Source organism: Kushneria sp. EE4 (genome assembly GCF_977968315.1).
The window spans coordinates 2,791,262-2,813,511 of record NZ_OZ386212.1 but is presented as its reverse complement, the minus strand read 5'-3'; the positions used below and the strand labels follow the sequence as shown (position 1 = coordinate 2,813,511).

The window sequence follows — 22,250 nt, the reverse complement described above, 5'->3', positions numbered from 1 at the left end:
GGAGAATACCGTTCATGCTGCGTCCCTCCGTTTCCATTCCGCGCCGCGGTCGCGGGCCGCTGTGGCGTGACCCGGGTGCCCGGGCGCTGTTCTTTCAGATTCTTTTGCTGGCGAGCGTGCTGGGTGTTATCGCCTTTCTGGTTCACAACACCATGGCGAATCTGGACGCCCGGGGCATTCGCACCGGGTTTGACTTTCTCGACTATCGGGCCGGGTTTTCGATTTCCCAGACCCTGATCGACTACTCCAGCAACGCCAGCACCTACGGGCGCACCTTTCTGGTCGGGCTTGCCAACACGCTGCTGGTCTCCGCGCTTGGCATTGTCGCGGCCACGATCATCGGCTTTCTGGCCGGGCTTGCCAGGCTCTCGCCCAACTGGCTGCTGGCCCGGATGGCCGGGGCCTATGTCGAGATCTTTCGCAATATTCCGCTGCTGTTGCAGATTCTGTTCTGGTATTTCGCGGTGCTGCGCGCGCTGCCCTCGCCGCGCCAGAGCATCTCGCTTTTCGACAGCTTTTATCTCAACGTGCGCGGGCTGGTGATGCCATCGCCCGAGACGCAGGCCGGCTTCATGGCCACGCCGCTTTCGCTGGCGGCGGCCATCGCCGGGGTGGTCGCACTGGTCGTTATCGCGCGTCGGCGTCAGGCGGCCACCGGTCAGCAGTGGCCGGTGCTGCCCTTGAGCCTTTTGCTGTTGATCGGTCTGCCGCTGGCGGTGTTCTGGGCGACCGGCGCGCCGCTTGAGTGGTCGGTGCCCGAACTTTCCGGCTTCAACTTTCGCGGCGGCATGCAGGTGCTGCCGGAGCTGGTGGCGCTGTGGGTGGCGCTGTCCATCTATACCGCGGCCTTTATCGCCGAGATCGTGCGCTCGGGGATTCAGTCGGTCCCCCACGGCCAGACCGAGGCGGCGCGCTCGCTGTCCCTGCCGGGCGGTGTGACCCTGCGCCGGATCGTGATTCCCCAGGCGATGCGGGTGATGGTGCCGCAGGTGACGAGTCAGTATCTCAATCTGATCAAGAACTCATCATTAGCCACGGCCATCGGCTATCCCGATCTGGTTGCGGTCTTTGCCGGCACCACGCTCAACCAGACCGGACAGGCCATCGAGGTCATGACCATGACGATGGCGGTCTATCTGAGCATCTCGCTGATCGTGTCGGCGCTGATGAATCTCTACAACGCGCGCATGTCGCTCAAGGAGCGTTGAGATGTCTGCCACTGCTTCTCCTCGTGATGAGACGCTCATCGCCTCGCGCCCGCCGCCGACACCCCGGGGCGGCGTGATGTACTGGCTGCGCACGCGGCTGTTCTCGGGGCCGGTCAACAGCGTGGTGTCGATCGTCACGCTGGTGCTGATCGTGCGACTGATCTGGCCGGTGATCGACTGGGCGTTGATCCAGGCCGACTGGCTGGGCAGCTCGCGCGCCGACTGCACCAGTGAGGGCGCCTGCTGGGTGTTCATTTCCACGCGCTGGAGCCAGATCGTCTATGGCTTCTACCCGCTGGCCGAGCGCTGGCGGGTGGATATCGTGCTGGGGCTTTTCTTTGCGCTGATTGCCTGGCTTGTGATCCCGCGTCTGCCGGGCAAAAAGCCGGCGGTTTTGATGGCGCTGGTCGGGCTGCCGGTCATCGCCTGGGTGCTGCTGCTCGGCGGCATGTTTGGTCTGCCTCATGTGCCAACCCGCGCCTGGGGCGGGCTGATGCTGACGCTGACCATTGCTGCGGTCGGCATTGTGGGGTCGCTGCCGCTGGGGATCATTCTGGCGCTGGGGCGGCGCTCGAAGATGCCGCTGGTGCGTGCAATTTGCGTGATCTTTATCGAGTTCTGGCGCGGGGTGCCGCTGATCACGGTGCTTTTCATGTCATCGGTGATGCTGCCGCTGTTCGTGCCGGCCAACGTGGAGTTCGACAAGCTGCTGCGGGCGCTGATCGGCATCATGCTGTTCTGGAGCGCCTATATGGCGGAAGTGGTGCGCAGCGGTCTGCAGGCCATCGACAAGGGGCAGGGCGAAGCGGGCGCGGCGCTGGGGCTGGGCTATTGGCTGCGCATGCGCCTGATCATTCTGCCCCAGGCGCTCAGGCTGGTGATTCCGGGCATCGTCAATACGTTCATTGCCCTGTTCAAGGACACCTCGCTGGTGCTGGTTATCGGGCTCTTTGACGTGCTGTCGATCATTCAGGCGGGGCTGACCGACAGCGACTGGCTGGGCTTTGCCATCGAGGGCTATGTGTTTGCCGCGCTGGTGTTCTGGGTCTTCTGTTTTGGCATGTCGCGCTACAGCCAGAGCCTCGAGCGTCGTCTCCATACCGGCCATTAACGCTAACAACCATCACCATCACCATCACCATCAGCACGGCACAGGCGTGTCGTGTACCGGGAGTGTCTTCATGAACGATACCCAGACAGCGTCCGCTGCCGCGGCACAGACGAGCCCCATGGTGGCCATATCGCGCCTGAACAAGTGGTACGGCGACTTTCATGTTCTGCGCGATATTGATTTGAGCGTGGCCCGCGGCGAGCGCATCGTCATCTGCGGGCCGTCGGGGTCGGGCAAGTCGACCCTGATTCGCTGCATCAACCATCTGGAGGCGCATCAGCAGGGCGAGATTGTGGTCAACGACATCCCCATGACCAACGACATCAAGCGCATCGAACAGATCCGGCGCAACGTCGGCATGGTGTTTCAGCACTTCAATCTCTTTGCGCACCTGACCGTGCTGGAAAACTGCTGCCTCTCGCCCATCTGGGTGCAGAAAAAGCCGCGTCGCGAGGCTGAAAAAAGCGCCATGGCGTATCTGGAACGGGTGCGCATTGCCGAGCAGGCACACAAGTATCCGGGCCAGCTCTCCGGCGGGCAGCAGCAGCGCGTGGCGATCGCGCGGGCGCTGTGCATGCACCCGGCGGTGATGCTCTTTGATGAGCCGACCTCGGCGCTGGACCCGGAGATGATCAAGGAGGTGCTCGACGTCATGATCGAGCTGGCCCATGAGGGCATGACCATGCTGTGCGTGACTCACGAGATGGGCTTTGCCCGTACCGTGGCCGATCGGGTGATCTTCATGGACGAGGGGCAGATCGTGGAATCCGCCCCGCCCGAGACCTTTTTCAACGCGCCGCGTTCGGCGCGCACGCGCGAGTTTCTGAGCCAGATTCTGGGCCATTAGGCCCGGGCCCGGGTTGCCGAGAGGACGGATCAGCGACAGGCGCTCGTGGCACCGCCGCCTTGAGGCTGTCATCAGGGTTGCATCATTCGCGTCGTGTTCTCGAGACCCTAGGGGGTGTCTAGCGCAGCTGCTCGCGAACCATGGCCACCGCCTGATCGACAATCCGAGGGGCCATGCCGACGTAGTTGGCGGGTTGCAGCAATCGATCGATTTCCTGATCACTCAGGTGCTGATTGATCGATTCGTTGTTATCGATGACATCGCGCAGGGAATCTTCCGCGCCGGCCTGCCTGATTGCGTGTTTGACCGTGGCATAGGCCTTGCCGCGACCGATTTTTGTCGCCAGGGCGTTCATGACGGCTTCAGACAGCGCGAAATTCCGCGAGGACTGGAAATTCCGGATCATGTGATCGGGTTTGACGATCAAGTGATCAAACAGCCGCTGGGCGCGGTCGATCGATGCCGAGGTGGTCATGAACGATTCCGGAATGATCGACCACTCCAGAATCCACGGCGCGCCCTGGCGCGTATCGGTATGGCTCATGATGTCGAGCGCCGCGGCATTGTACATCTTGCCCATGCGTGCCAGCCCGCCCATGTACTCGGCAGCACGCGGATTGCGTTTTTGCGGCATGGTACTGCTCGCGCCGTTTTCGCCTTCCTTGAGTTCGTCGATCTGAGTGCGGCCGAGGTTGTTGATATCGGTGGCCACGCGGCCCAGCGTGGCTGTGATCAGCCCGAGCGTCTGTACGGTCTCGGCAAAAACATCACGGCTCGGGTTCCAGGGCGCAATCGGCGCCTCAAGGCCCAGTTCTTCGGCGAACGCTTTCTGGAGGGTCAGCCCCTTGTCGCCGAAAGGCGCCAGCGTGCCGACGGTACTGCCCATCTGGGCGCGCAGGCGCCCGGCGGTTTCGTCCAGCCGCTGGATATCCCGATATAACGGCATCATGTAAGTGGTGAGTTGCAGTCCGAACGTTGTCGGCACGGCGTCCTGCCCGTTGGAGCGCGCCATCATGACGGTGGCCCGATGTGTTTCGGCCAGATCGGCAATCTGCAGCGTCAGCTGCTTGAGCTGCTCTCGAATGAGCGTGACGCCGGCCTTGACCTGAAGGACGGTGGCGGTATCCATAATATCCTGCGTCGTGCTCCCCCAGTGCAGATACTCGGAGACCTGATCGCCACCTGCGGCGCGCAACTGCGACAGCAAAGGCGCAATCCCTCGGCCGACATCGTCGGTACCCTGACGCAATCTGGCAAAATCGATGTTCTGAATGCGTGCGGTGCTGGCAATGGCCTCGGCGGCCTCCTCCGGAATGATGCCGACGCTGGCCTCGGCGCGTGCCAGCGCGGTCTCGACATCCAGCCAGTGTTGAACCAGGGCACGGTCGCTGAAGATATCGCGCATGGCATCGGTGCCGAACAGATCGCGATAAACGTGCGAGTCGAACACGCTGACCCGAGCAGCTTCCTGATCGATTGACTGGGTCTGAGCCTGAGCTCCGGCCCCGGGAATTGCCGCGGCACAGGCACTGGCGATGAGAAGTTTCTTGAACATTGCTGATCTCTTTTTCGAGTAGAAATGCGGCGAAAACGATGCGAGTTAATGAGTTGCCAAGGCGGCCGCGAGCGCTCGCCGGGCGGCGTCAGCTTCACGTCGCCCAACAGGAGGGATTCGGGGTCGGATATTGCACTGCCACGTTCCGGCCACTACAGATGACGCCTGCTCGCCCGTCAGGGCCTGCGCTGTTCCTGCAGGACGATTCCTGACGCGAGCGCATGGCCTGAAGTGATCGAAAGCCGCGGCTGGAAAGACAACGCTTGAGCTGACCGGAGAGTTGTCGTCAAGCTGCGTTGCTAAAGACAGGTTAGCAGCTTCGCGGCTCCATTCCGGGTTACGTTCGTAGGGTTGACAAATCCTTTTTCGGGTTCCGGAGGGCGCGCCCGCGCCTGTCCTGTCGTCGATGGCGTCGCCGATGTTGTTTGTCGGGCACGCGCGAGTTTCCGGGTCAGATTCCGGGCCATCAGGCCCGGTCAATACGAGGTCTTTTCCTGTTTCCACCGATCGAAGTGTCTGCCCGGTCGGTTTTTTAATTCTTTTAACTGCCAGTCGTTCGATTTTCTCAAGCCACGGGCCTTGCTCGTCGTTAATCGGTGAATATTCCCGGTTCATGACGTCCTCAAGAGGCCTTGTGCATGCGACGCTCCATCGGTACCCGCCTTCAACTGATCTGTATCGCCCTAGTGGTCACGGCGCTGGTCGTGACCTGTGCCACCATCTATACCGCCAGTCGCACCGCGCAGCTTGAAGAAACGCGCCACGGCATGGCGGCGCTGGGCGGCAGCGGCGCCGATGCCATGGCGCAGTGGTTTGACACGCGCCGGCTGATTGTTGAATCGATCGCCCGGCATCTCGACGATGGCGATGTGATGGCCGGTCTGGTCAAGGGCAACGACGCCGGCGCTCTGCTGGCCACCTATGTGGCCTGGCGCGACGGCCGGACCCTGTTTTCAGACCAGTGGCAGGCGCCGTCCGACTATGTCGCCAGCGAGCGGGACTGGTATCAAAAGGCTGCCGCCGCCGGACGTACCGTGATCACCGAGCCCTATATCGATGCCACTTCGAACGGGCTGGTGGTGACCTTTGCCACGCCGGTGGTGGCCGGCGGGCAGACCACGGCGGTGGTTGCGGCAGACGCGGTGATGAACCAGGTCAGTGCACAGATACTGAAACTCCAGCCGACGCCTTCAAGCATGATGTTCATTACCGATGCCGCCGGCCAGGTGATCGTCCATGCCGATGCCGCGCGCATTCTCAAGCCCGCCACCGACATGTCGTCGGGTCTGGGCGCGGCGGCACTGGCCGAGATGGGGCGTCGCGACGCGCTGACGAATGTCAGCATCAACGATCACGATTATCTGATCTCGGCCACCCCCATTCCGGGCACGGACTGGCAGCTCAACATTGCGCTCGATCGCAGCGAGGCGCTGGCGGGGCTTGCCTCGATTCGCAACACCACGCTGGCGGCACTTTTGATCAGCACGCTGGTGGCGGCGCTGGTGCTGTGGCTGGCCCTCAAGCCGATACTGGCGCGCCTGCGCCGGGCGCGTGAAGCGATGGAGAATGTGGCCAGCGGCGAGGGCGACCTGACCCGGCGTCTGCCGGTCGAGGGCAGTGACGAGATCTCCGCCATCGCCACCGCGTTCAATGCCTTTGCCGATCGCATGAACGACACCCTGGTCGAGATTCGTGACGCCTCAAGCCAGGTTCAGAACGCGGCCGGTGAGATCTCCTCCGGCGGCCATGATCTTTCCCGGCGTACCGAAACCACCGCGGCCAGTCTCGAGGAGTCGGCAGCCGCCATGGAGCAGCTGACCAGCACCGTCGAGCATTCGGCGACCTCCACGAAGGAAGCCAACGGCCTGGCCTATGAAACCGCCACCATGGCGCGCAGCGGCGGCGAACAGATGCACGGTGTGGTCGCCACCATGTCGCGTATTCGCGAAACCTCCGGGCGGATCGAATCGATCGTCGATGTGATCGATGGCATCGCCTTTCAGACCAACCTGCTGGCGCTCAACGCCTCGGTTGAGGCCGCCCGTGCCGGCGAACAGGGCCGCGGCTTCGCCGTTGTGGCCCAGGAAGTGCGTAACCTGGCCAACCGCAGCGCCCAGGCCGCCACCGATATCAAGAATCTGATCACCACCTCGAGCCGCGAGACCGTCAGCGGTGCCGAGCTGGTGGACGCCGCCAGCCACGCGATGGGGGAGATCGTTGAGCGGGTCGGGCGGGTCAGCACGTTCATCGATGAGCTCAGTCGCGCCACCAGCGAGCAGTCCACCGGGATCGGTCAGGTCAATCAGGCGATCACTCAGCTTGACGACATGACCCAGCAAAATGCCGCGCTGGTCGAGCAGTCGGCCGCGGCGGCCGAATCGCTGAGCCAGCAGGCGCAGCGACTGGCCACCACCGTGGGCGCGTTCAAGCTGCGCGAGCGCCACGTGTACTGAGTTTGACGAAACCTTCAGCAGGTTTTATGCCTTCGCCCCGTTACGGTAACGCCGTGGCGGGGCGTTGTTGTGGTGGCCTGTGATGTCGGGCGCTATCGCCTTGATAGCTGAAGAGGTGGCCCCCGGAGGTCAAGCCGGGCACCGTTGTCGCCGTTATGACGGGATAGCCGGCCTGTGCCGCTTTTCTGCCAACAAAAGAGACAACCCAGTGCTGACATCCATTCGTACCCGCATTCTGGTGTCCTGTCTGGCGATCGTGCTGCTGGCACTGACGCTGACCGGCATCGCCACCTATTACGTCACCAGTCATTACAACACCGAGTCCATCAGCCGTTCCCAGGCCGAGATCGCCGAAGGCTATACCATGGCGATCAGTGACTGGAGTCGCGCCAAAAAAACCGTGGTGGAAGCCACCGGCCGTCAGGCGCTGACCGACGACGCCCTGTCGCGATTCATTCTGGCCGCCGATGCCGGCGACATGATCACGGTCTATGCCGGCTTCAACGACAATCGCTACATCACAAGCGATGTGGACTGGGACATCCCGCCGACCTATCAGCCGACCCAGCGGCCCTGGTATCAGCAGACCCTGGCGGCCGGCCACACCATCGCCACGCTGCCCTACATGGACGCCTCTTCCGGTCAGATGGTGGTGTCGTTTGCCTCGCCCATCGTGCGTGACGGCCAGACGGTCGGTGTGATCAGCTCGGATGTGGCCATGGACAGGGTCATCGAGACGGTCAACGCCATTGATCCCACGCCACACAGCCATGCCTTCATGGTCAACCATGACGGCATCATGATTGCCCATACTGACAAGTCATTGATTCTCAAGCCGGCCACCGAGCTGGATGCCGGTCTGACACCGGCGGCGCTGTCGCAGATGACCGGATCGGAAGCGCTGCGCGAGATGACCCTGCGTGGTCAGGATGTTCTTTTGTCGGCAGTGCCGATCGAGGGCACCAACTGGACCCTGGTCATGGCGCTGGATCGTGATGAGGCCATGGCTGGTATGGTGAGCCTGGTCAAGACCACCGTCATTGCGCTGGTGGTAGTGGGCATTATCGCGGCCCTGCTGATCTGGGCGCTGCTGACACCGATTTTCCGACGCATGCACGAAGTGCGCGATGCGATGCGCGATGTCAGCGAGGGCGAGGGCGATCTGACCCAGCGACTGCCGCTGTCATCGCGTGATGACGAGGTCAATCAGATTGCCGAGTCGTTCAACCGTTTCGTGGATCGCATCGATCGGGTCATGCGGGACGTGCGCGACAGCAGCGAGAACGTGCGCATGGCGTCTTCCGAGATTTCGACCGGCAGCATGGACCTGTCACGACGCACCGAGACCACGGCGGCAAGTCTTGAGCAGTCGGCCGCGGCCATGGAGCAGCTGACCAGTACGGTGGCCAACTCGACCGAGTCCTCGCGCCATGCCGCACAGCTCACCGCGCAGGCCACGAAGGCCGCCGAGGAGGGCGGGCAGGTGATGACCGACGTGGTGGGCACCATGGGCGAGATCAGCACCTCATCCAGCGAGATTGCCAACATCATCGGGGTGATCGACTCGATCGCTTTCCAGACCAACCTGCTGGCGCTCAATGCCTCCGTTGAGGCGGCGCGTGCCGGCGAACAGGGTCGCGGTTTTGCCGTCGTGGCCGCCGAGGTGCGCACGCTGGCCAATCGCAGTACGCAGGCCGCCCAGGACATCAAAAAGCTGATCGATGCGTCGGTGACGAAAACCGTCAACGGCCAGGCACTGGTACAAAAGGCCGGCGAGCGCATGGAAGACATCGTGGTGCAGATCCAGCGCGTCAACGGGCTGATCAACGAGGTCACCACTGCCGCCAACGAGCAGAGCACCGGCATCTCCCAGGTCAACCAGGCGGTCACGCAGCTTGATCAGATGACCCAGGAAAACGCCGCGCTGGTGGAAGAGTCGGCCGCCGCCTCGGATTCGCTCTCGCAGGAAGCGCAGCGCCTGTCACAGATCATTGGCGTGTTCCGCCTCACCGAGCGCACCTCCTCGTAGAGACACTGCCAGACAAGTGAACAACGGCCCTTCGGGGCCGTTTTTTATGGCTGTCCGGATGTAGCGGCATATCAAGTCCCGCATCACCGGGGCCGTTATTGCCCTTAACCCCATGCGTGGCGTCGGCCCGCTTTTGCAACCCATGGTGATCCATCATGATGCAGTTCAAGTCCATTCGTACCTTTGTCACCATCACGGCCGGCGCCTGCCTGCTGGCGGTAGTGGTCGTGCTGGTGCTGTACTCGCTGGTCGCCATGACGCGCGCCCAGCAGCAAACGGCCAGTCGTACCGAAGCACAGCTCAACGAGTCCATCGAGGCACGCCTGCAGGCGCTGGGCCGGGCCCAGGCCGGTGAAATCAGCGCACAGCTTGACCGGGCAATGCAGCTGGCCGAGGAACTCGCGCAGACCAATGCCATGATGGCCCGTGGCAGCGATGGCGCCGCCGGGCTTTCCATCGATCGCCGCGACATGTCCCGTATCGTGCGCCAGCGCGTGATCGACAATCCCGAGCTGCTGGATGCCTTTATTGGCTGGGAGCCCAACGCCTTTGACAATGACGCCGACTACCAGGGCCAGACAGCGCTGGGTTACGGCGACAGCGGGCGCTTCATGCCCTGGTGGTATCGCACCGAAAGCGGTGGTGTCGACGTACTGGCGCTGGGCGACACCATGGAGAGCACGGCGGCCCAGCCCAACGGCATTCGGGAAGGCGAATACTATCTGTGTACCCGTGAAACGGGGCGCCCCTGCGTGATCGACCCGGCCCCTTATGACTACAACGGGCAAAGCATCCTGGTGACCTCGTTCAATGCCCCCATCATGGTCAACGGCCGATTCATGGGCAGTGCGGGCGTGGACCTGTCACTGGCCTTCATTCAGGGTATGCTCGTGGACGCCAGTCAGGCCCTCTATGATGGCGCCGGCAGCATCGCGCTGGTCTCCACCAACGGCACCATTGTGGGCTATTCCGGTAACGCGCAAAGCCCGGGCCGGCCTGCCGGCGCGCTGTTCGATGACGCCACGGCCCGGCAGCTGACCGGCGGGGTGGACCACGCGGTCATGACGTCCAACGGCGATGATCTGAGCCTGCAGCTGCCGGTAGTCATCGGTGACCAGGCCCGCTGGCAGCTGCTGCTGCGGGTGCCCAAAAGCGCCGTCTACGCCGAATTCAACGCGTTGCAAAACGAGCTGGCGGATCAGCAGCGCAGTGCTTTGACCACCATGGCGCTGGTGGGCATTTTGATCAGCGCACTGGGGCTTGCCGCGATCTGGATGGTCGGGCGTCGCATCGCTCGCCCGCTGAAAACCCTGGCCGAGCGCATGCGCCAGATTGCCAACGGTGACGGTGACCTGACCCAGCGCCTGCCGGTGATGGGGCGCGATGAACCGGCGCAACTGGCTGAAGCCTTCAACAGCTTTGTCGATCGCATGGAAACGGTACTGATCGACATTCGCGACTCGAGCCACTCGGTGCAGCTGGCGGCGGCCGAAATTTCGTCGGGCAGCCATGATCTGTCCCGGCGCACCGAAAATACGGCGGCCAATCTGGAAGAGTCCGCCGCCGCCATGGAGGAGCTGACCAGCACCGTTGAGCACTCGGCAACGTCTTCGAAAGAGGCCAATGGCCTGGCCCGTGAAACCGCCGCCATGGCGCGCAGCGGCGGTGAGCAGATGCACCAGGTGGTCGCGACGATGTCGCGCATTCGCGAGACCTCGGGCAGGATCGAGTCCATCGTCGATGTCATTGACGGCATCGCTTTTCAGACCAATCTGCTGGCGCTCAACGCCTCGGTCGAGGCCGCGCGTGCCGGCGAGCACGGGCGCGGGTTTGCGGTCGTGGCCGAAGAGGTCCGGGGCCTTGCCAACCGCAGCGCCCAGGCGGCGCGGGACATCAAGGCGTTGATCACCACATCCAGTCACGAAACGGTCAGTGGCGCCGAGCTTGTCAGTACCACCAGCCAGGCGATGGGGGACATCGTCGAGCGGGTCGGGCGGGTCAGCACGGTAATCGATGAACTCAGCCGCGCCACCGGGGAGCAGTCCACCGGCATCGGTCAGGTCAACCAGGCGATTACCCAGCTTGACGACATGACCCAGCAAAACGCTGCACTGGTCGAGCAGTCGGCGGCGGCGGCCGAATCGCTGAGCCAGCAGGCCCAGCGGCTGGCGATCACGGTGGGGGCCTTCCGACTGAGCGAGCGCCCCCCGTCCTGACACGCGAATACGCGACTTTTGACGCCCCCGACGGGATGACCGCTCGGGGGCGTTTCATGTGTCGGCTGTTACGGTGCTGAAACCGTCTACACCCTTCGTCGATTTTGATCAAGATCAATTTTTCTGCGCCGTTATAACCAACAGGCACGGATGGTGGCACGGTTTTCATCACCTTTCGGGTCGATATACCCAGGGGGTCTTTATCAGCCTTTGAAAGTCATGGTGAGCCATCATGTTGCAGTTCCGATCCATTCGTAATTTTGTCACCGTCACCGCCGGTGCCTGTCTGCTGGCGGTGGTGGTCGTGCTGGTGCTGTATTCGTTGATGACCATGACCCGTACCCAGCAGCAAACGGCCGGTCGTACCGAAACGCAGCTCAGCGAATCCATTCAGGCCCGCCTGCAGGCGCTGGGCGAGGCGCAGGCCAGCGATATCAGCGCACGTCTTGACCGCGCGCTGCAAACGGCCACTGAGCTTGCCAATACCAATACCATGATGGCGCAGCCGGCCACCGGGCAGGCGCTGCTGCCGATCGACCGGGAGGTGATGTCCAACATCGTGCGTCAGCGGGTCATCGACAATCCCGACTTTCTCGATGCCTTCATCGGCTGGGAGCCCAACGCCTTTGATAATGACGCCGACTACCAGGGCCAGAACATACCGGGATATGGCGCTGATGGCCGTTTCATGCCCTGGTGGTATCGCACCGAAAGCGGCAGTATCGAGGTGCTGGCGCTGGGCGAGGGGATGGAAAGCGCGACCGTGATGGATAGCGGCATTCGCGAAGGCGAGTACTATCTGTGCACCCGCGAGACCGGTCGCCCCTGCGTGACCGACCCGCACCCCTATGACTACAACGGCAAGACCATTCTGGTGACCTCGTTTAACGTGCCGATCATGGTGAACGGTGTGTTTCGCGGCAGTGCCGGCGTGGATCTGTCACTGGATTTCATCCAGAGCGTGCTCAATGAGGCCAACCAGGGGCTTTATCAGGGCGTAGGCAGCATTGCGCTGGTTTCCGACGCCGGCACCATCGTGGGCTACACGGGGGATGCAGCAAGCCCGAGCCGGCCGGCCGGTCAGTTCTTTGATGCCGATACCACCCGGCAGCTGGTCAGTGGCGGCGATCGCTCGACCATGACCACGGCTGGCGAGAACCTGACACTGCAGCTGCCGGTGGATATCGGCGATCAGACCCGCTGGCAGCTGATGCTGCGGGTGCCCAAAAGTGCGGTCTATGCCGATTTCAACGCGCTGCAGAGCGAGCTGGCCGATCAGCAGCGCAACGCTCTGATGACCATGGCGCTGGTAGGGCTTCTGGTCAGCGCCCTGGGGCTGGCGGCCATCTGGATGGTCGGGCGCCGTATTGCCCGGCCGCTCAAGACCATGGCCGAGCGCATGCGCCAGATCGCCAACGGCGATGGCGATTTGACCCAGCGTCTGCCGGTGATGGGCCGCGATGAGCCGGCGCAGCTGGCCGAGGCCTTCAACAGCTTTGTCGATCGCATGGAAACGGTATTGATCGACATTCGTGACTCGAGCCACTCGGTGCAGCTGGCGGCCGCCGAAATCTCGGCCGGCGGGCACGATCTGTCCCGGCGTACCGAAACCACTGCGGCCAATCTGGAAGAGTCCGCCGCGGCGATGGAAGAGCTGACCAGTACGGTAGAGTACTCGGCCTCCTCGACCAAAGAGGCCAACGGCCTGGCCCATGAGGCGGCGTCCATGGCACGAAGCGGCGGCGAGCAGATGCACAACGTGGTCGCGACCATGGCCCGCATCCGCGAGACCTCGGGCAAGATCGAGTCGATTGTCGATGTGATCGACGGTATCGCCTTCCAGACCAATTTGCTGGCGCTGAATGCCTCGGTCGAGGCGGCCCGTGCCGGTGAGCAGGGCCGCGGGTTTGCGGTGGTGGCACAGGAGGTCAGAAACCTGGCCAACCGCAGCGCCCAGGCCGCTACCGACATCAAGAACCTGATCACCACCTCGAGTCGCGAAACGACCAGCGGTGCGGAACTTGTCAGCACCACCAGCCATGCGATGGGCGAGATTGTCGAGCGGGTGGGCCGGGTCAGCACGGTGATCGAGGAGTTAAGCCGCGCCACCAACGAGCAGTCCACCGGCATCGGCCAGGTCAATCAGGCGATCACCCAGCTTGATGACATGACCCAGCAAAACGCCGCACTGGTCGAGCAGTCGGCCGCCGCTGCCGAATCACTGAGTCAACAGGCCCAGCGCCTGGCCACCACGGTAGGCGCGTTCCGGCTGAGCCATTAAGCACGAGGCGTTACGGTATCAAGGGGCCACACGCCGGTGTGGCCCCTTTTTATTGGCCTTGATTCATCAGGCGCGATGAAGGCGCGTCCGTGCCGTGACGCCTGCGAACGCAGTGTCTAGAATAGGCCCCCTTACCCACTGCAAATGCGACCCATTGTCAGGGAGTTCTCCAACGTGTCCAGCAAGTTTGCTACCACCGAAGTCCTGAGCGTTCATCACTGGAACGATTCGCTGTTCAGCTTTCGCACCACCCGCGAGGACAGCCTGCGCTTTAAAAACGGCCAGTTCGTGATGATCGGGCTCGAGGTCGACGGCAAGCCGCTGACGCGTGCCTACTCGATCGCCAGCCCCAACTGGGAAGAGCATCTGGAGTTTTTCTCGATCAAGGTGCAGGACGGCCCGCTGACCTCAAGGCTTCAGCATCTTGAGGTGGGCGACTCGCTGCTGGTCAGCCGCAAGCCGACCGGCACGCTGGTGCTCGATGACCTCAAGGAAGGGCGCCATCTCTACATGCTCTCCACCGGCACGGGCCTGGCGCCGTTTTTGAGCCTGATTCAGGACCCGGAAGCCTACGAGCGCTTTGACAAGGTGATCCTGATCCACGGCGTGCGTACCGTCAGCGAGCTGGCCTATCAGGAATTTATCACGCGGGATCTGCCCGAGCACGAGCTGCTGGGTGAAGAGATCAGCGAAAAACTGATCTACTACCCGACCGTGACGCGCGAGGACTTCCATACCATGGGGCGTCTGACCGACCACATTCGCTCCGGCAAGCTGGCCGCCGATATCGGCCTGCCGCAGCTCGACCCCGAGCACGACCGCGCCATGATCTGCGGCAGCCCGGCGATGCTCGAGGAGAGCAGCCAGGTGCTCAACGAGCTCGGCTTTACCATCTCGCCGCGCATGGGCGAGCCGGGCGACTACGTAATCGAGCGCGCCTTTGTCGAGAAGTAATACCGGGGTCGAAAAATAACACCGGGGTCGAGAAGTAATACCGGGGTCGAGAAACAATACCGGGGCCGCGAAGCAGCCCGGAAGCGTCATGCCAAAGGCGCCGGCATCGTGTCCGGCGCCTTTTATGATCTGAAGGCGACGCACGGCCGGCAGCATTCGATAGAAACGAATGCAAAATGGCAATTATTGCGCTTCACAATCGATTTGATGGGCCTGTAGAGTCACGCCATTCGCTGTTTCAGCGCCATCTGTTCAGGACCCCGTCATGTCGAAAGCACTGATTCTCAAATCCAGCATCCTCGGTGAACACTCGCAGTCCAGCCAGCTGGCGGACTATCTGGGTGATCGTTTCGAAAGTCGCCACGGCGCCGGCAGCGTTACCGTACGCGATTTGGCCGCCACGCCGGTTGAGGTACTGGACGCCGAGCTGATGGCCGCCCTGCGTGGCAGCGTGGCCGAGCCGACCCCGGCCCAGCAGGACGCGCTGGCGTTGTCGGACACGCTGGTCGAGGAGCTCAAGGACCACGACACCATCGTGATCACCGCGCCGATGTATAACTTCAACATTCCGACCCAGCTCAAGACCTGGTGTGATTTCGTGGCCCGTGCCGGTGTCACCTTTCGCTACACCGCGCAGGGTCCGGAAGGCTTTATCACCGGCAAGCGGGTGATCGTGCTGACCACGCGTGGCGGGTTGCATCGTGACACCGACCACGATCTGGTCACACCCTATCTGCGCACCTTTTTGGGGTTTCTGGGCATGACCGACATCGAGTTTGTCTACGCCGAAGGCCTGGGCATGGGCGAAGAGGCGGTCAGTACCGCGCAGTCTTCCGCCCGCGCCGAGATCGACGCGCTGTCGCTGTAGGTGTGGCTTGGGTCACAAAAAAACCCGCCGATCGGCGGGTTTTTTCATGTCCGGGCCGTGTAGTGGCTCAGACCGCGTCCTGACCGGTTTCGCCGGTACGGATACGGATGACCTGTTCAAGCGGGGCGACAAAGATCTTGCCGTCACCGATCTTGCCGGTGTTGGCCACCGAGGTAATGGCCTCGATGATCTGATCGACCATGCCATCGTCGACGGCCACCTCGATCTTGACCTTGGGCAGGAAGTCGACCACGTACTCGGCACCGCGATAGAGCTCGGTGTGGCCTTTCTGACGACCGAATCCCTTGACTTCCGTCACGGTAATCCCCTGAACGCCAACCTCGGAGAGGGACTCGCGTACGTCGTCGAGCTTGAAGGGTTTGATGATGGCAGATACCAGTTTCATCTTTCGTGTCCTCACCTGATCGTCATGGAATGAGTAGGGCCGCTGCCCTGTGGTTAAAGCATACAGTGCCGCTTACCGGTTGAAAAAACATGATTGCCACCAGGTTTCAGGTGTCGCGGCATGTCGGCATTGATGCCCGGGTGATACGCCCTGTCCGGTGCATGAAAAGGGCACCCTCGCCGGGTGCCCGAAACGAAGCGGATCAAACGGACAATCTCCTAGCGCTTGCCGCCGGTGAACTCAGGATAGGCCTCAAGACCGCATTCAGCGACATCCACGCCTTCATACTCTTCTTCTTCGCTGACGCGCACGCCCATGACGGCCTTGATGACCAGCCACACGGCAAGGCTTGCCCCGAAGGTCCAGATGAAAATGACCGCCATGCCCAGAAGCTGGGCACCAAAGCCTGCATCCCCATCGGTCAGCGGCACGGCCAGAAGCCCCCAGATGCCGACCACACCGTGCACTGAAATGGCGCCGACCGGGTCATCGATGCGCAGCTTGTCCAGCGCCACGATGGCAAACACCACCAGTACACCGCCGACGGCACCGATCAGGGTGGCGGCCAGAATACCCGGGGCCGACGGGCCGGCCGTAATGGCCACAAGGCCTGCCAGCGCGCCGTTAAGGCCCATGGTGAGATCGGCCTTGCGAAACCACAGCCGGGCCAGAATCAGCGCCGCGATCACGCCGCCGCTGGCCGCGGCATTGGTGTTGGCAAAGACCTGAGCGACAGCATTGGCACTGCTGATGTCAGAGAGCTTGAGCTCCGAGCCGCCGTTAAAGCCCAGCCAGCCCAGCCACAGGATAAACGTGCCCAGCGTTGCCAGCGGCATGTTGGCACCGGGGATGGCGTTAATGGCACCGTTTTTGCCGTATTTGCCCTTGCGGGGGCCCAGCACCAGCACGCCGGCAAGCGCGGCGGCAGCGCCACACAGGTGCACGATGCCGGAGCCGGCGTAATCGCTGAAGCCGGCCTCGGAAAGAAAACCGCCGCCCCAGGACCAGTAGGCCTGAACCGGATAGATCAGACCGGTCATGAACACGGCAAACAACAGAAAGGACCAGAGCTTCATGCGCTCGGCCACGGCCCCGGAGACGATCGACATGGCGGTGGCCACAAACACGACCTGAAAGAAAAAGTCCGAGCGCGCGGCGTAATAGGTGTCGCCGCCGCTTGAGAGCACGCCATCGGCGCTGTTTTCGGCACCGATCAGAAAGCCGAAGTCGGGCAGGATGCTGCCGCCATCGCCGAGATAGACAATGTGATAGCCGATGAGCATGTACATGGTGCAGGCAATGGCAAACAGCGCCATGTTCTTGGTCAGAATCTCGGTGGTGTTCTTGGCCCGGACCAGACCGGCCTCAAGCATCGAGAAGCCGGCGGCCATCCACAGCACCAGCGCGCCGCAGATCAAAAAATAAAAGGTATCAAGTGCATACTGCACTTCTACAAGTTCGTTCATGTGTTTATATCCTTGCAGCCGGGGTCTGGACGGCGTCAGTGCCACGCGCCGGTACGAATACAAATGACATCAGACGATGTCATGAAAGGCTTCCCATCACCGATCCGGTGGCTGTTCCCCTGAACGCCGTAATCGGTCAGGGCGTCGTGCACGTCACCCGTCTCTGAGGGTCTTGTCATGGTCGTGATGCGTGTCATGGGGTGTCTTCCTGACAAGGCTGACCGACGCCTTTTATTACGTGGCAGGCAATGTGCCATCGTTACGGGAATTCTTTAAAAACAGATGATTAGAAAGGTTTTGCGCGGTCGGTAAGATCATGCAAGCACCATCATTGCGCAGAGTCGGCGGCGTGCTGCACTAAAATGGCCGGCAGGGCGTGCCGGGTTGCCCGCTTTTGGTGCGTTGCGGTTTTTAGGCGTTTCGCCGTCATGTTGCGTATCCTGTAGGCAGGTATTGTCGGCATGCATACTCGGGTGCGGTGCGGCCGACCCTCTCATTTCGGGAACGCAGACAATTAGAGGAAGGGCAGACATGGCAAAGCACGATATTTTTGGACGACTGGCGCAGCAGGTCGGCGAGCGGCTGCAGGACGTCTCCCGCGGGCCTGAAGAGATTCAGCGCACGGTGCAAAGCGCCATGCGCAGCGCCTTTGATCGCATGGAGCTGGTCTCGCGTGAGGACTTCGATGTCATGATGGAGGTGCTTCAGCGCACCCGTTCGCGTGTCGAAGCGCTGGAAAAGCAGGTCACCCGGCTCGAAGCCGCGCTCGACGAGCGTGACGGCACACCCGCCGCCGGCGCCACGCCCTCCGAGATGAGCGCGGCCGCCGCCCCCGGTGGGGCAGACACTGCCGCCGCCGCCGAGGCCGATCGTCTGGCCGGTGAGCATGACGCGCCGGCCGCGGCAGTTGATTCAACCGCCACCGCTACCGACACATCGACGACCGGCGCCGGCAAGGCCGCATCCGGCGCGGCGGCCTCAAAGCCTGCCGGCAAGTCCACCCGGGGCAGCGGCAAGCGCGCCTCCGGGAGTGATGATCAAAGCGGGCAGGGCACGGCGGACTGATCTCCCCCGGCCAGCACGATTTTCCAGCACCGCCACCCGGCGGTGCTGTTGTATCCGGTAGCGCTGTCTCGATCAGAGCAAAGGACGGCCTGCGCTGGCGTCGTATGCACGCCGGGGCTCGACGCGCCGCCCGCAAATGAAGTAAAACCCTCCCCCACGACACATCTTAAGGCCCGTGACAGCTTCTCGGGCATCGTCATGGTGCGTGCCAGCGGTCGTGAAGGTGACCCGCAGGGGCACCCGGCGACGGGGCGCGTACGCATCAGGAGTGGTTTTTATGTCTCACCCTCGCGGGCAGGCCCTGCCCGAACTGACCCTGCGCGGCATCGTGCTGGGCGCACTGATTACCGTGGTGTTTACCGCCTCCAACGTCTATCTCGGCCTCAAGGTCGGGCTGACCTTTGCCTCCTCGATCCCGGCGGCCGTCATCTCCATGGCGGTGCTGCGCTACTGCCGCAACGCCAATATTCTCGAAAACAACATGGTGCAGACCCAGGCCTCGGCAGCCGGCACGCTCTCGGCGATCATCTTCGTGCTGCCCGGGCTTTTGATGATCGGCTTCTGGGCCGGCTTCCCGTTCTGGCAGGCGTTTTCGATCTGCGCCATCGGCGGCATCCTGGGCGTGCTCTACACCATTCCGCTGCGCCGGGTCATGGTGGTGCAAAGCACGCTGCCCTACCCGGAAGGCGTGGCCGCCGCCGAGATACTGAAAGTCGGCGAGGGCCCGTCTGAAACGGGCCGGGGGACCGGCGCCGGGGACATCGCTCTGGGCGGCGTGGTCGCCGCACTCTTTACGCTGCTGGCCAGCGGTTTCCGCCTGCTCGCCGACAGCATCAGTCTGTGGTTCAGCGCCGGGCGCGCCGCCTTTCAGCTCTCGACCGGCTTTTCGCTGGCGCTGGTCGGGGCGGGCTATCTGGTCGGGATCGTCGGTGGCATGGCGCTTTTGACCGGGCTGGTGATCGCCTGGGGCGTGGCGGTGCCCTGGCTGACCCTGACCACTGCCCAGGCGCCGGGACAGTCGCTGAGCGAGCTGGGCATGTCGCTGTGGTCCAGCGAGGTGCGCTTCATGGGGGCGGGCACCATCGCCATTGCCGCGCTCTGGACGCTGGCGACGCTGTCAAAGTCGCTGGTTCAGGGACTCAAGCACGCGCTGGCCTCGTCTGCCCGGCCGGACAAAAGCGACATCGAGCGTACCGACCGGGACCTGCCGGGCGTGTGGATTCTGAGCCTGGCCGGGGTATTGCTGGTCGCGCTGGTGGCCGTTTTTGCCGTGTTCATTCAGCACAACGCGCCGGGGCTTTCCTCAATGGCCTTCTGGTCGCTGATTATCGGCTGCGTGCTCTTTGCCTTTGTCTTCGGCTTTTTGATCGCGGCGGCTTGTGGCTACATGGCCGGTCTGGTGGGCTCTTCCAGCAGCCCCATTTCAGGCATCGGTATTATCGCGGTGATTCTGGTCTCGCTTCTGATTCTGGCGCTTTCCGGCATTAGCACCGACATTGCCGGTGCCGCCGGCGGTCAGCTCGCCGTGGGCCTGGCGCTGTTTACCACCTCGGTGATTCTGGCCATTGCCGCCATCTCCAACGACAACCTGCAGGATCTGAAAACCGGCTATCTGGTCGGTGCCACGCCCTGGCGTCAGCAGCTGGTGCTGATCATCGGCTGTGTGGTGGGCGCGCTGATCATTCCGCCGGTGCTGACGCTTTTATACAACGCCTACGGCTTTACCGGCGCCCTGCCGCGCGAGGGCATGGACCCCGCCCAGGCGCTCGCCGCGCCGCAGGCCACGCTGATGTCGCAGATCGCCAGCGGCATCTTCAATCGTGACCTTAATACCCACATGCTGCTGATCGGCGTGGCGCTGGGCGTGGTGTTGATCGGGGTGGATGAGCTGCTGCGCCGCCGTGGCGGCGTGGCCCGTCTGCCGGTGCTGGCGGTGGGGCTGGGCATCTATCTGCCGCCGAGCGTGAACATGCCGCTGGTGATCGGCGCGGTGCTGTCGTGGTGTGTGGCCCGTCGCCTGAGCGGTGCTGATGCCTCAACGCGCGAGCGCGTGCAGCAGCGCGGCGTGCTGCTCTCCTCGGGATTGATCGTGGGGGAAAGCCTGATGGGTGTGTTGATGGCCGGCGTAATCGGCTTTACCGGCAGCGAGGCGCCGCTGGCGCTGGTCGGCAGCGACTTTGCATCCATCGCTCGGTGGCTGGGTCTGGTCGTCTTCGCCATGGTCTGTGTGGCCTTTTATCGGCGCATCATGGCGGCGCGGTCGTAATCACCGCCGCCGGCGGTCATGGCAGCGCTGCGTCGTGTAACGCGCGGCGCTGTCATGTGACCGGGCCCCTGCTGGCGGTTTGCTTATCGCAGCCTTATTGCGTCAGGACAGTGTCATGAGACTTCTGGATCATGCGGCGTTCGTTCGTCCGCTATCCTTTGTGGGCCGTGTCCGATCACAAGAGTTCTGAAACATGTTTCATCTGATGGCTGCCCTGCCCTGGTGCGTTGTTGTTCTTCGCTATCTTTTGCCGCTGACGGCGCCGCTCTGGATCAAGCTGGCGCTGGCACTGGTGCTGCTGGTCGTGGCCGAGCAGCACCTGATCAGCCGCTGGGTCACGGGCTCGATCTTCTCGCCCGAGATCCCCCGGCCCCTGTCGATGGTAATGAACGCCCTGTTCGGGGCGCTGATTCTGCTGGCCGTTTTTCAGCTGCTGCTGGATCTGGTGATGCTTCTTGCCATGCTGATCAAACAGCAGCGTCTGGCCGCGCCGGACGCGGTGCGCTACGTCATCGCGGTGGCGGCACTGGGGCTTGGCATTGTGGGCGTGCAGCAGGCCGCGCGCGTGCCGCCGGTCAAGGACGTCGAGATCGCAATTCCCGGGCTGGCGCCGCAGTTCGAGGGCTACCGGATCGTCCATCTCACCGATCTGCACATCAGCGGGCTGTTCCCCGAGGCCTGGACCCGCGCCGTGGTCGAGCGCACCAACACGCTGGATGCCGACGCCATTTTGATCACCGGCGATCTGATGGACGGCACGCTGGACAACCGCCGTGACGATGTCGCCCCGCTGGCCGGGCTTCGCGCGCGCGATGGCGTCTTCGTCAGCCCCGGCAACCACGAATACTATTTCGGCTACGAGCAGTGGATGCAGCACTACGTCTCACTGGGCATGACCCGGCTGTCCAACGCCCACGCCTTTATCGAGCGTGACGGTGCGCGTCTGGCCGTGGCCGGCGTCAACGACCCGGCCGGCACCAGCCGCGGCCTGCCCGGCCCCGACGTGGCGGCGGCCATCGAGGGCGTGCCTTCCGGGGCGCCGATCATTTTGCTCGATCACCAGCCCAAAAACGCCCGCGAGGCGGCCGGCGAAGGCGTGGCGCTGCAGCTCTCCGGCCATACCCATGGCGGCATGATTGTCGGCATGGATCAGATCGTGGCACGCGCCAACAACGGTTTCGTCTCCGGGCGCTACGACGTCGATGGCATGACGCTCTACGTCAGCAACGGCACGGCGCTGTGGATGGGCTTTGCCCTGCGCCTGGGCAGACCCTCGGAGCTGACCCGCATTACCCTGCATGCCCGATAAGCCCGTATCGACCCGCCACGCCTCGATCCGGTGGCGGGTCACGTGATCGGCATAACGCCTCTCAGCGCTGGCAATGGGGCGGTATCGGTTTCACAATGATCGTCTGATGTAGCGCCGACACCCGCATGACAGGCCAGCCCGCCCGGTTGGCCGATATTCCCGCCGCTTTTCAAGGCATCGATGCCCGGCTCATGGCGTGCGGTTGCCGACCTGCCG

The 22,250-nt window shown here is 63.0% G+C and carries 16 protein-coding genes; 12 read left to right on the top strand and 4 right to left on the bottom strand.

The window, feature by feature from the left end; translation table 11 throughout:
• Nucleotides 1-14: 14 nt before the first annotated feature.
• The 3 genes from ACXMYO_RS12765 to ACXMYO_RS12755 all read left to right on the top strand — a co-directional run bounded on the left by ACXMYO_RS12765 (nucleotide 15) and on the right by ACXMYO_RS12755 (nucleotide 3,166).
• Entirely contained in the window at nucleotides 15-1,208 is a 1,194-nt protein-coding gene (locus ACXMYO_RS12765; protein WP_457808997.1) for an amino acid ABC transporter permease, read from the top strand.
• Between the two features lies 1 nt (nucleotide 1,209).
• Nucleotides 1,210-2,319 (top strand): amino acid ABC transporter permease, encoded by a 1,110-nt coding sequence (locus ACXMYO_RS12760; RefSeq protein ID WP_457808996.1) that lies wholly within the window; start codon nucleotides 1,210-1,212, stop codon nucleotides 2,317-2,319.
• A gap of 118 nt (nucleotides 2,320-2,437) precedes the next feature.
• Nucleotides 2,438-3,166, top strand: coding sequence for an amino acid ABC transporter ATP-binding protein (locus ACXMYO_RS12755; protein WP_457809489.1), 729 nt, complete (start codon nucleotides 2,438-2,440; stop codon nucleotides 3,164-3,166).
• A gap of 118 nt (nucleotides 3,167-3,284) precedes the next feature.
• Here ACXMYO_RS12755 and ACXMYO_RS12750 read toward each other — a convergent pair whose 3' ends face one another.
• Nucleotides 3,285-4,721, bottom strand: a complete 1,437-nt coding sequence (locus tag ACXMYO_RS12750; RefSeq protein WP_457808995.1) for a class-II fumarase/aspartase family protein — start codon at nucleotides 4,719-4,721, stop codon at nucleotides 3,285-3,287.
• A gap of 45 nt (nucleotides 4,722-4,766) precedes the next feature.
• Nucleotides 4,767-5,336 carry a hypothetical protein gene (locus ACXMYO_RS12745; RefSeq protein WP_457808994.1) on the bottom strand — a complete coding sequence of 190 codons (570 nt, stop codon included), beginning with the start codon at nucleotides 5,334-5,336 and terminating at the stop codon, nucleotides 4,767-4,769.
• Nucleotides 5,337-5,359: 23 nt separating this feature from the next.
• Here ACXMYO_RS12745 and ACXMYO_RS12740 point away from each other — a divergent pair, with 23 nt between their 5' ends.
• The 6 genes from ACXMYO_RS12740 (at nucleotide 5,360) to ACXMYO_RS12715 (ending at nucleotide 15,522) form a co-directional block, all read left to right on the top strand.
• The gene (locus ACXMYO_RS12740) at nucleotides 5,360-7,174 is read left to right on the top strand and encodes a methyl-accepting chemotaxis protein (RefSeq protein WP_457808993.1); all 1,815 of its coding nucleotides are present in this window, start codon (nucleotides 5,360-5,362) and stop codon (nucleotides 7,172-7,174) included.
• Between the two features lie 208 nt (nucleotides 7,175-7,382).
• On the top strand, nucleotides 7,383-9,203 hold the full coding sequence (locus ACXMYO_RS12735) for a methyl-accepting chemotaxis protein (RefSeq protein ID WP_457808992.1): 1,821 nt from the start codon (nucleotides 7,383-7,385) through the stop codon (nucleotides 9,201-9,203).
• 155 nt (nucleotides 9,204-9,358) lie between these two features.
• Entirely contained in the window at nucleotides 9,359-11,419 is a 2,061-nt protein-coding gene (locus ACXMYO_RS12730; protein WP_457808991.1) for a methyl-accepting chemotaxis protein, read from the top strand.
• Between the two features lie 232 nt (nucleotides 11,420-11,651).
• Entirely contained in the window at nucleotides 11,652-13,700 is a 2,049-nt protein-coding gene (locus ACXMYO_RS12725) for a methyl-accepting chemotaxis protein (protein WP_457808990.1), read from the top strand.
• A gap of 174 nt (nucleotides 13,701-13,874) precedes the next feature.
• Nucleotides 13,875-14,654, top strand: coding sequence for an FAD-binding oxidoreductase (locus ACXMYO_RS12720; RefSeq protein WP_438765141.1), 780 nt, complete (start codon nucleotides 13,875-13,877; stop codon nucleotides 14,652-14,654).
• Nucleotides 14,655-14,919: 265 nt separating this feature from the next.
• Complete coding sequence (locus ACXMYO_RS12715; RefSeq protein ID WP_457808989.1) at nucleotides 14,920-15,522, top strand: FMN-dependent NADH-azoreductase; 603 nt, start codon at nucleotides 14,920-14,922, stop codon at nucleotides 15,520-15,522.
• A 67-nt stretch (nucleotides 15,523-15,589) separates the two neighbouring features.
• On the opposite strand, the gene glnK is transcribed toward ACXMYO_RS12715, so the two are convergent.
• Together glnK and ACXMYO_RS12705 are read right to left on the bottom strand one after the other, a co-directional pair.
• The gene (gene glnK / locus ACXMYO_RS12710; RefSeq protein WP_438765139.1) at nucleotides 15,590-15,928 is read right to left on the bottom strand and encodes a P-II family nitrogen regulator; all 339 of its coding nucleotides are present in this window, start codon (nucleotides 15,926-15,928) and stop codon (nucleotides 15,590-15,592) included.
• A gap of 218 nt (nucleotides 15,929-16,146) precedes the next feature.
• On the bottom strand, nucleotides 16,147-17,394 hold the full coding sequence (locus ACXMYO_RS12705; protein ID WP_457808988.1) for an ammonium transporter: 1,248 nt from the start codon (nucleotides 17,392-17,394) through the stop codon (nucleotides 16,147-16,149).
• Nucleotides 17,395-17,925: 531 nt separating this feature from the next.
• Between ACXMYO_RS12705 and ACXMYO_RS12700 the strand changes: the two genes are divergently transcribed.
• The 3 genes from ACXMYO_RS12700 to ACXMYO_RS12690 all read left to right on the top strand — a co-directional run bounded on the left by ACXMYO_RS12700 (nucleotide 17,926) and on the right by ACXMYO_RS12690 (nucleotide 22,034).
• The gene (locus ACXMYO_RS12700; protein WP_457808987.1) at nucleotides 17,926-18,459 is read left to right on the top strand and encodes an accessory factor UbiK family protein; all 534 of its coding nucleotides are present in this window, start codon (nucleotides 17,926-17,928) and stop codon (nucleotides 18,457-18,459) included.
• A 277-nt stretch (nucleotides 18,460-18,736) separates the two neighbouring features.
• Nucleotides 18,737-20,725, top strand: a complete 1,989-nt coding sequence (locus tag ACXMYO_RS12695; RefSeq protein WP_457808986.1) for an OPT family oligopeptide transporter — start codon at nucleotides 18,737-18,739, stop codon at nucleotides 20,723-20,725.
• Between the two features lie 193 nt (nucleotides 20,726-20,918).
• Nucleotides 20,919-22,034: a metallophosphoesterase gene (locus ACXMYO_RS12690; RefSeq protein ID WP_457808985.1), complete on the top strand. Its 1,116-nt coding sequence runs from the start codon at nucleotides 20,919-20,921 to the stop codon at nucleotides 22,032-22,034.
• Nucleotides 22,035-22,250 lie beyond the last annotated feature (216 nt).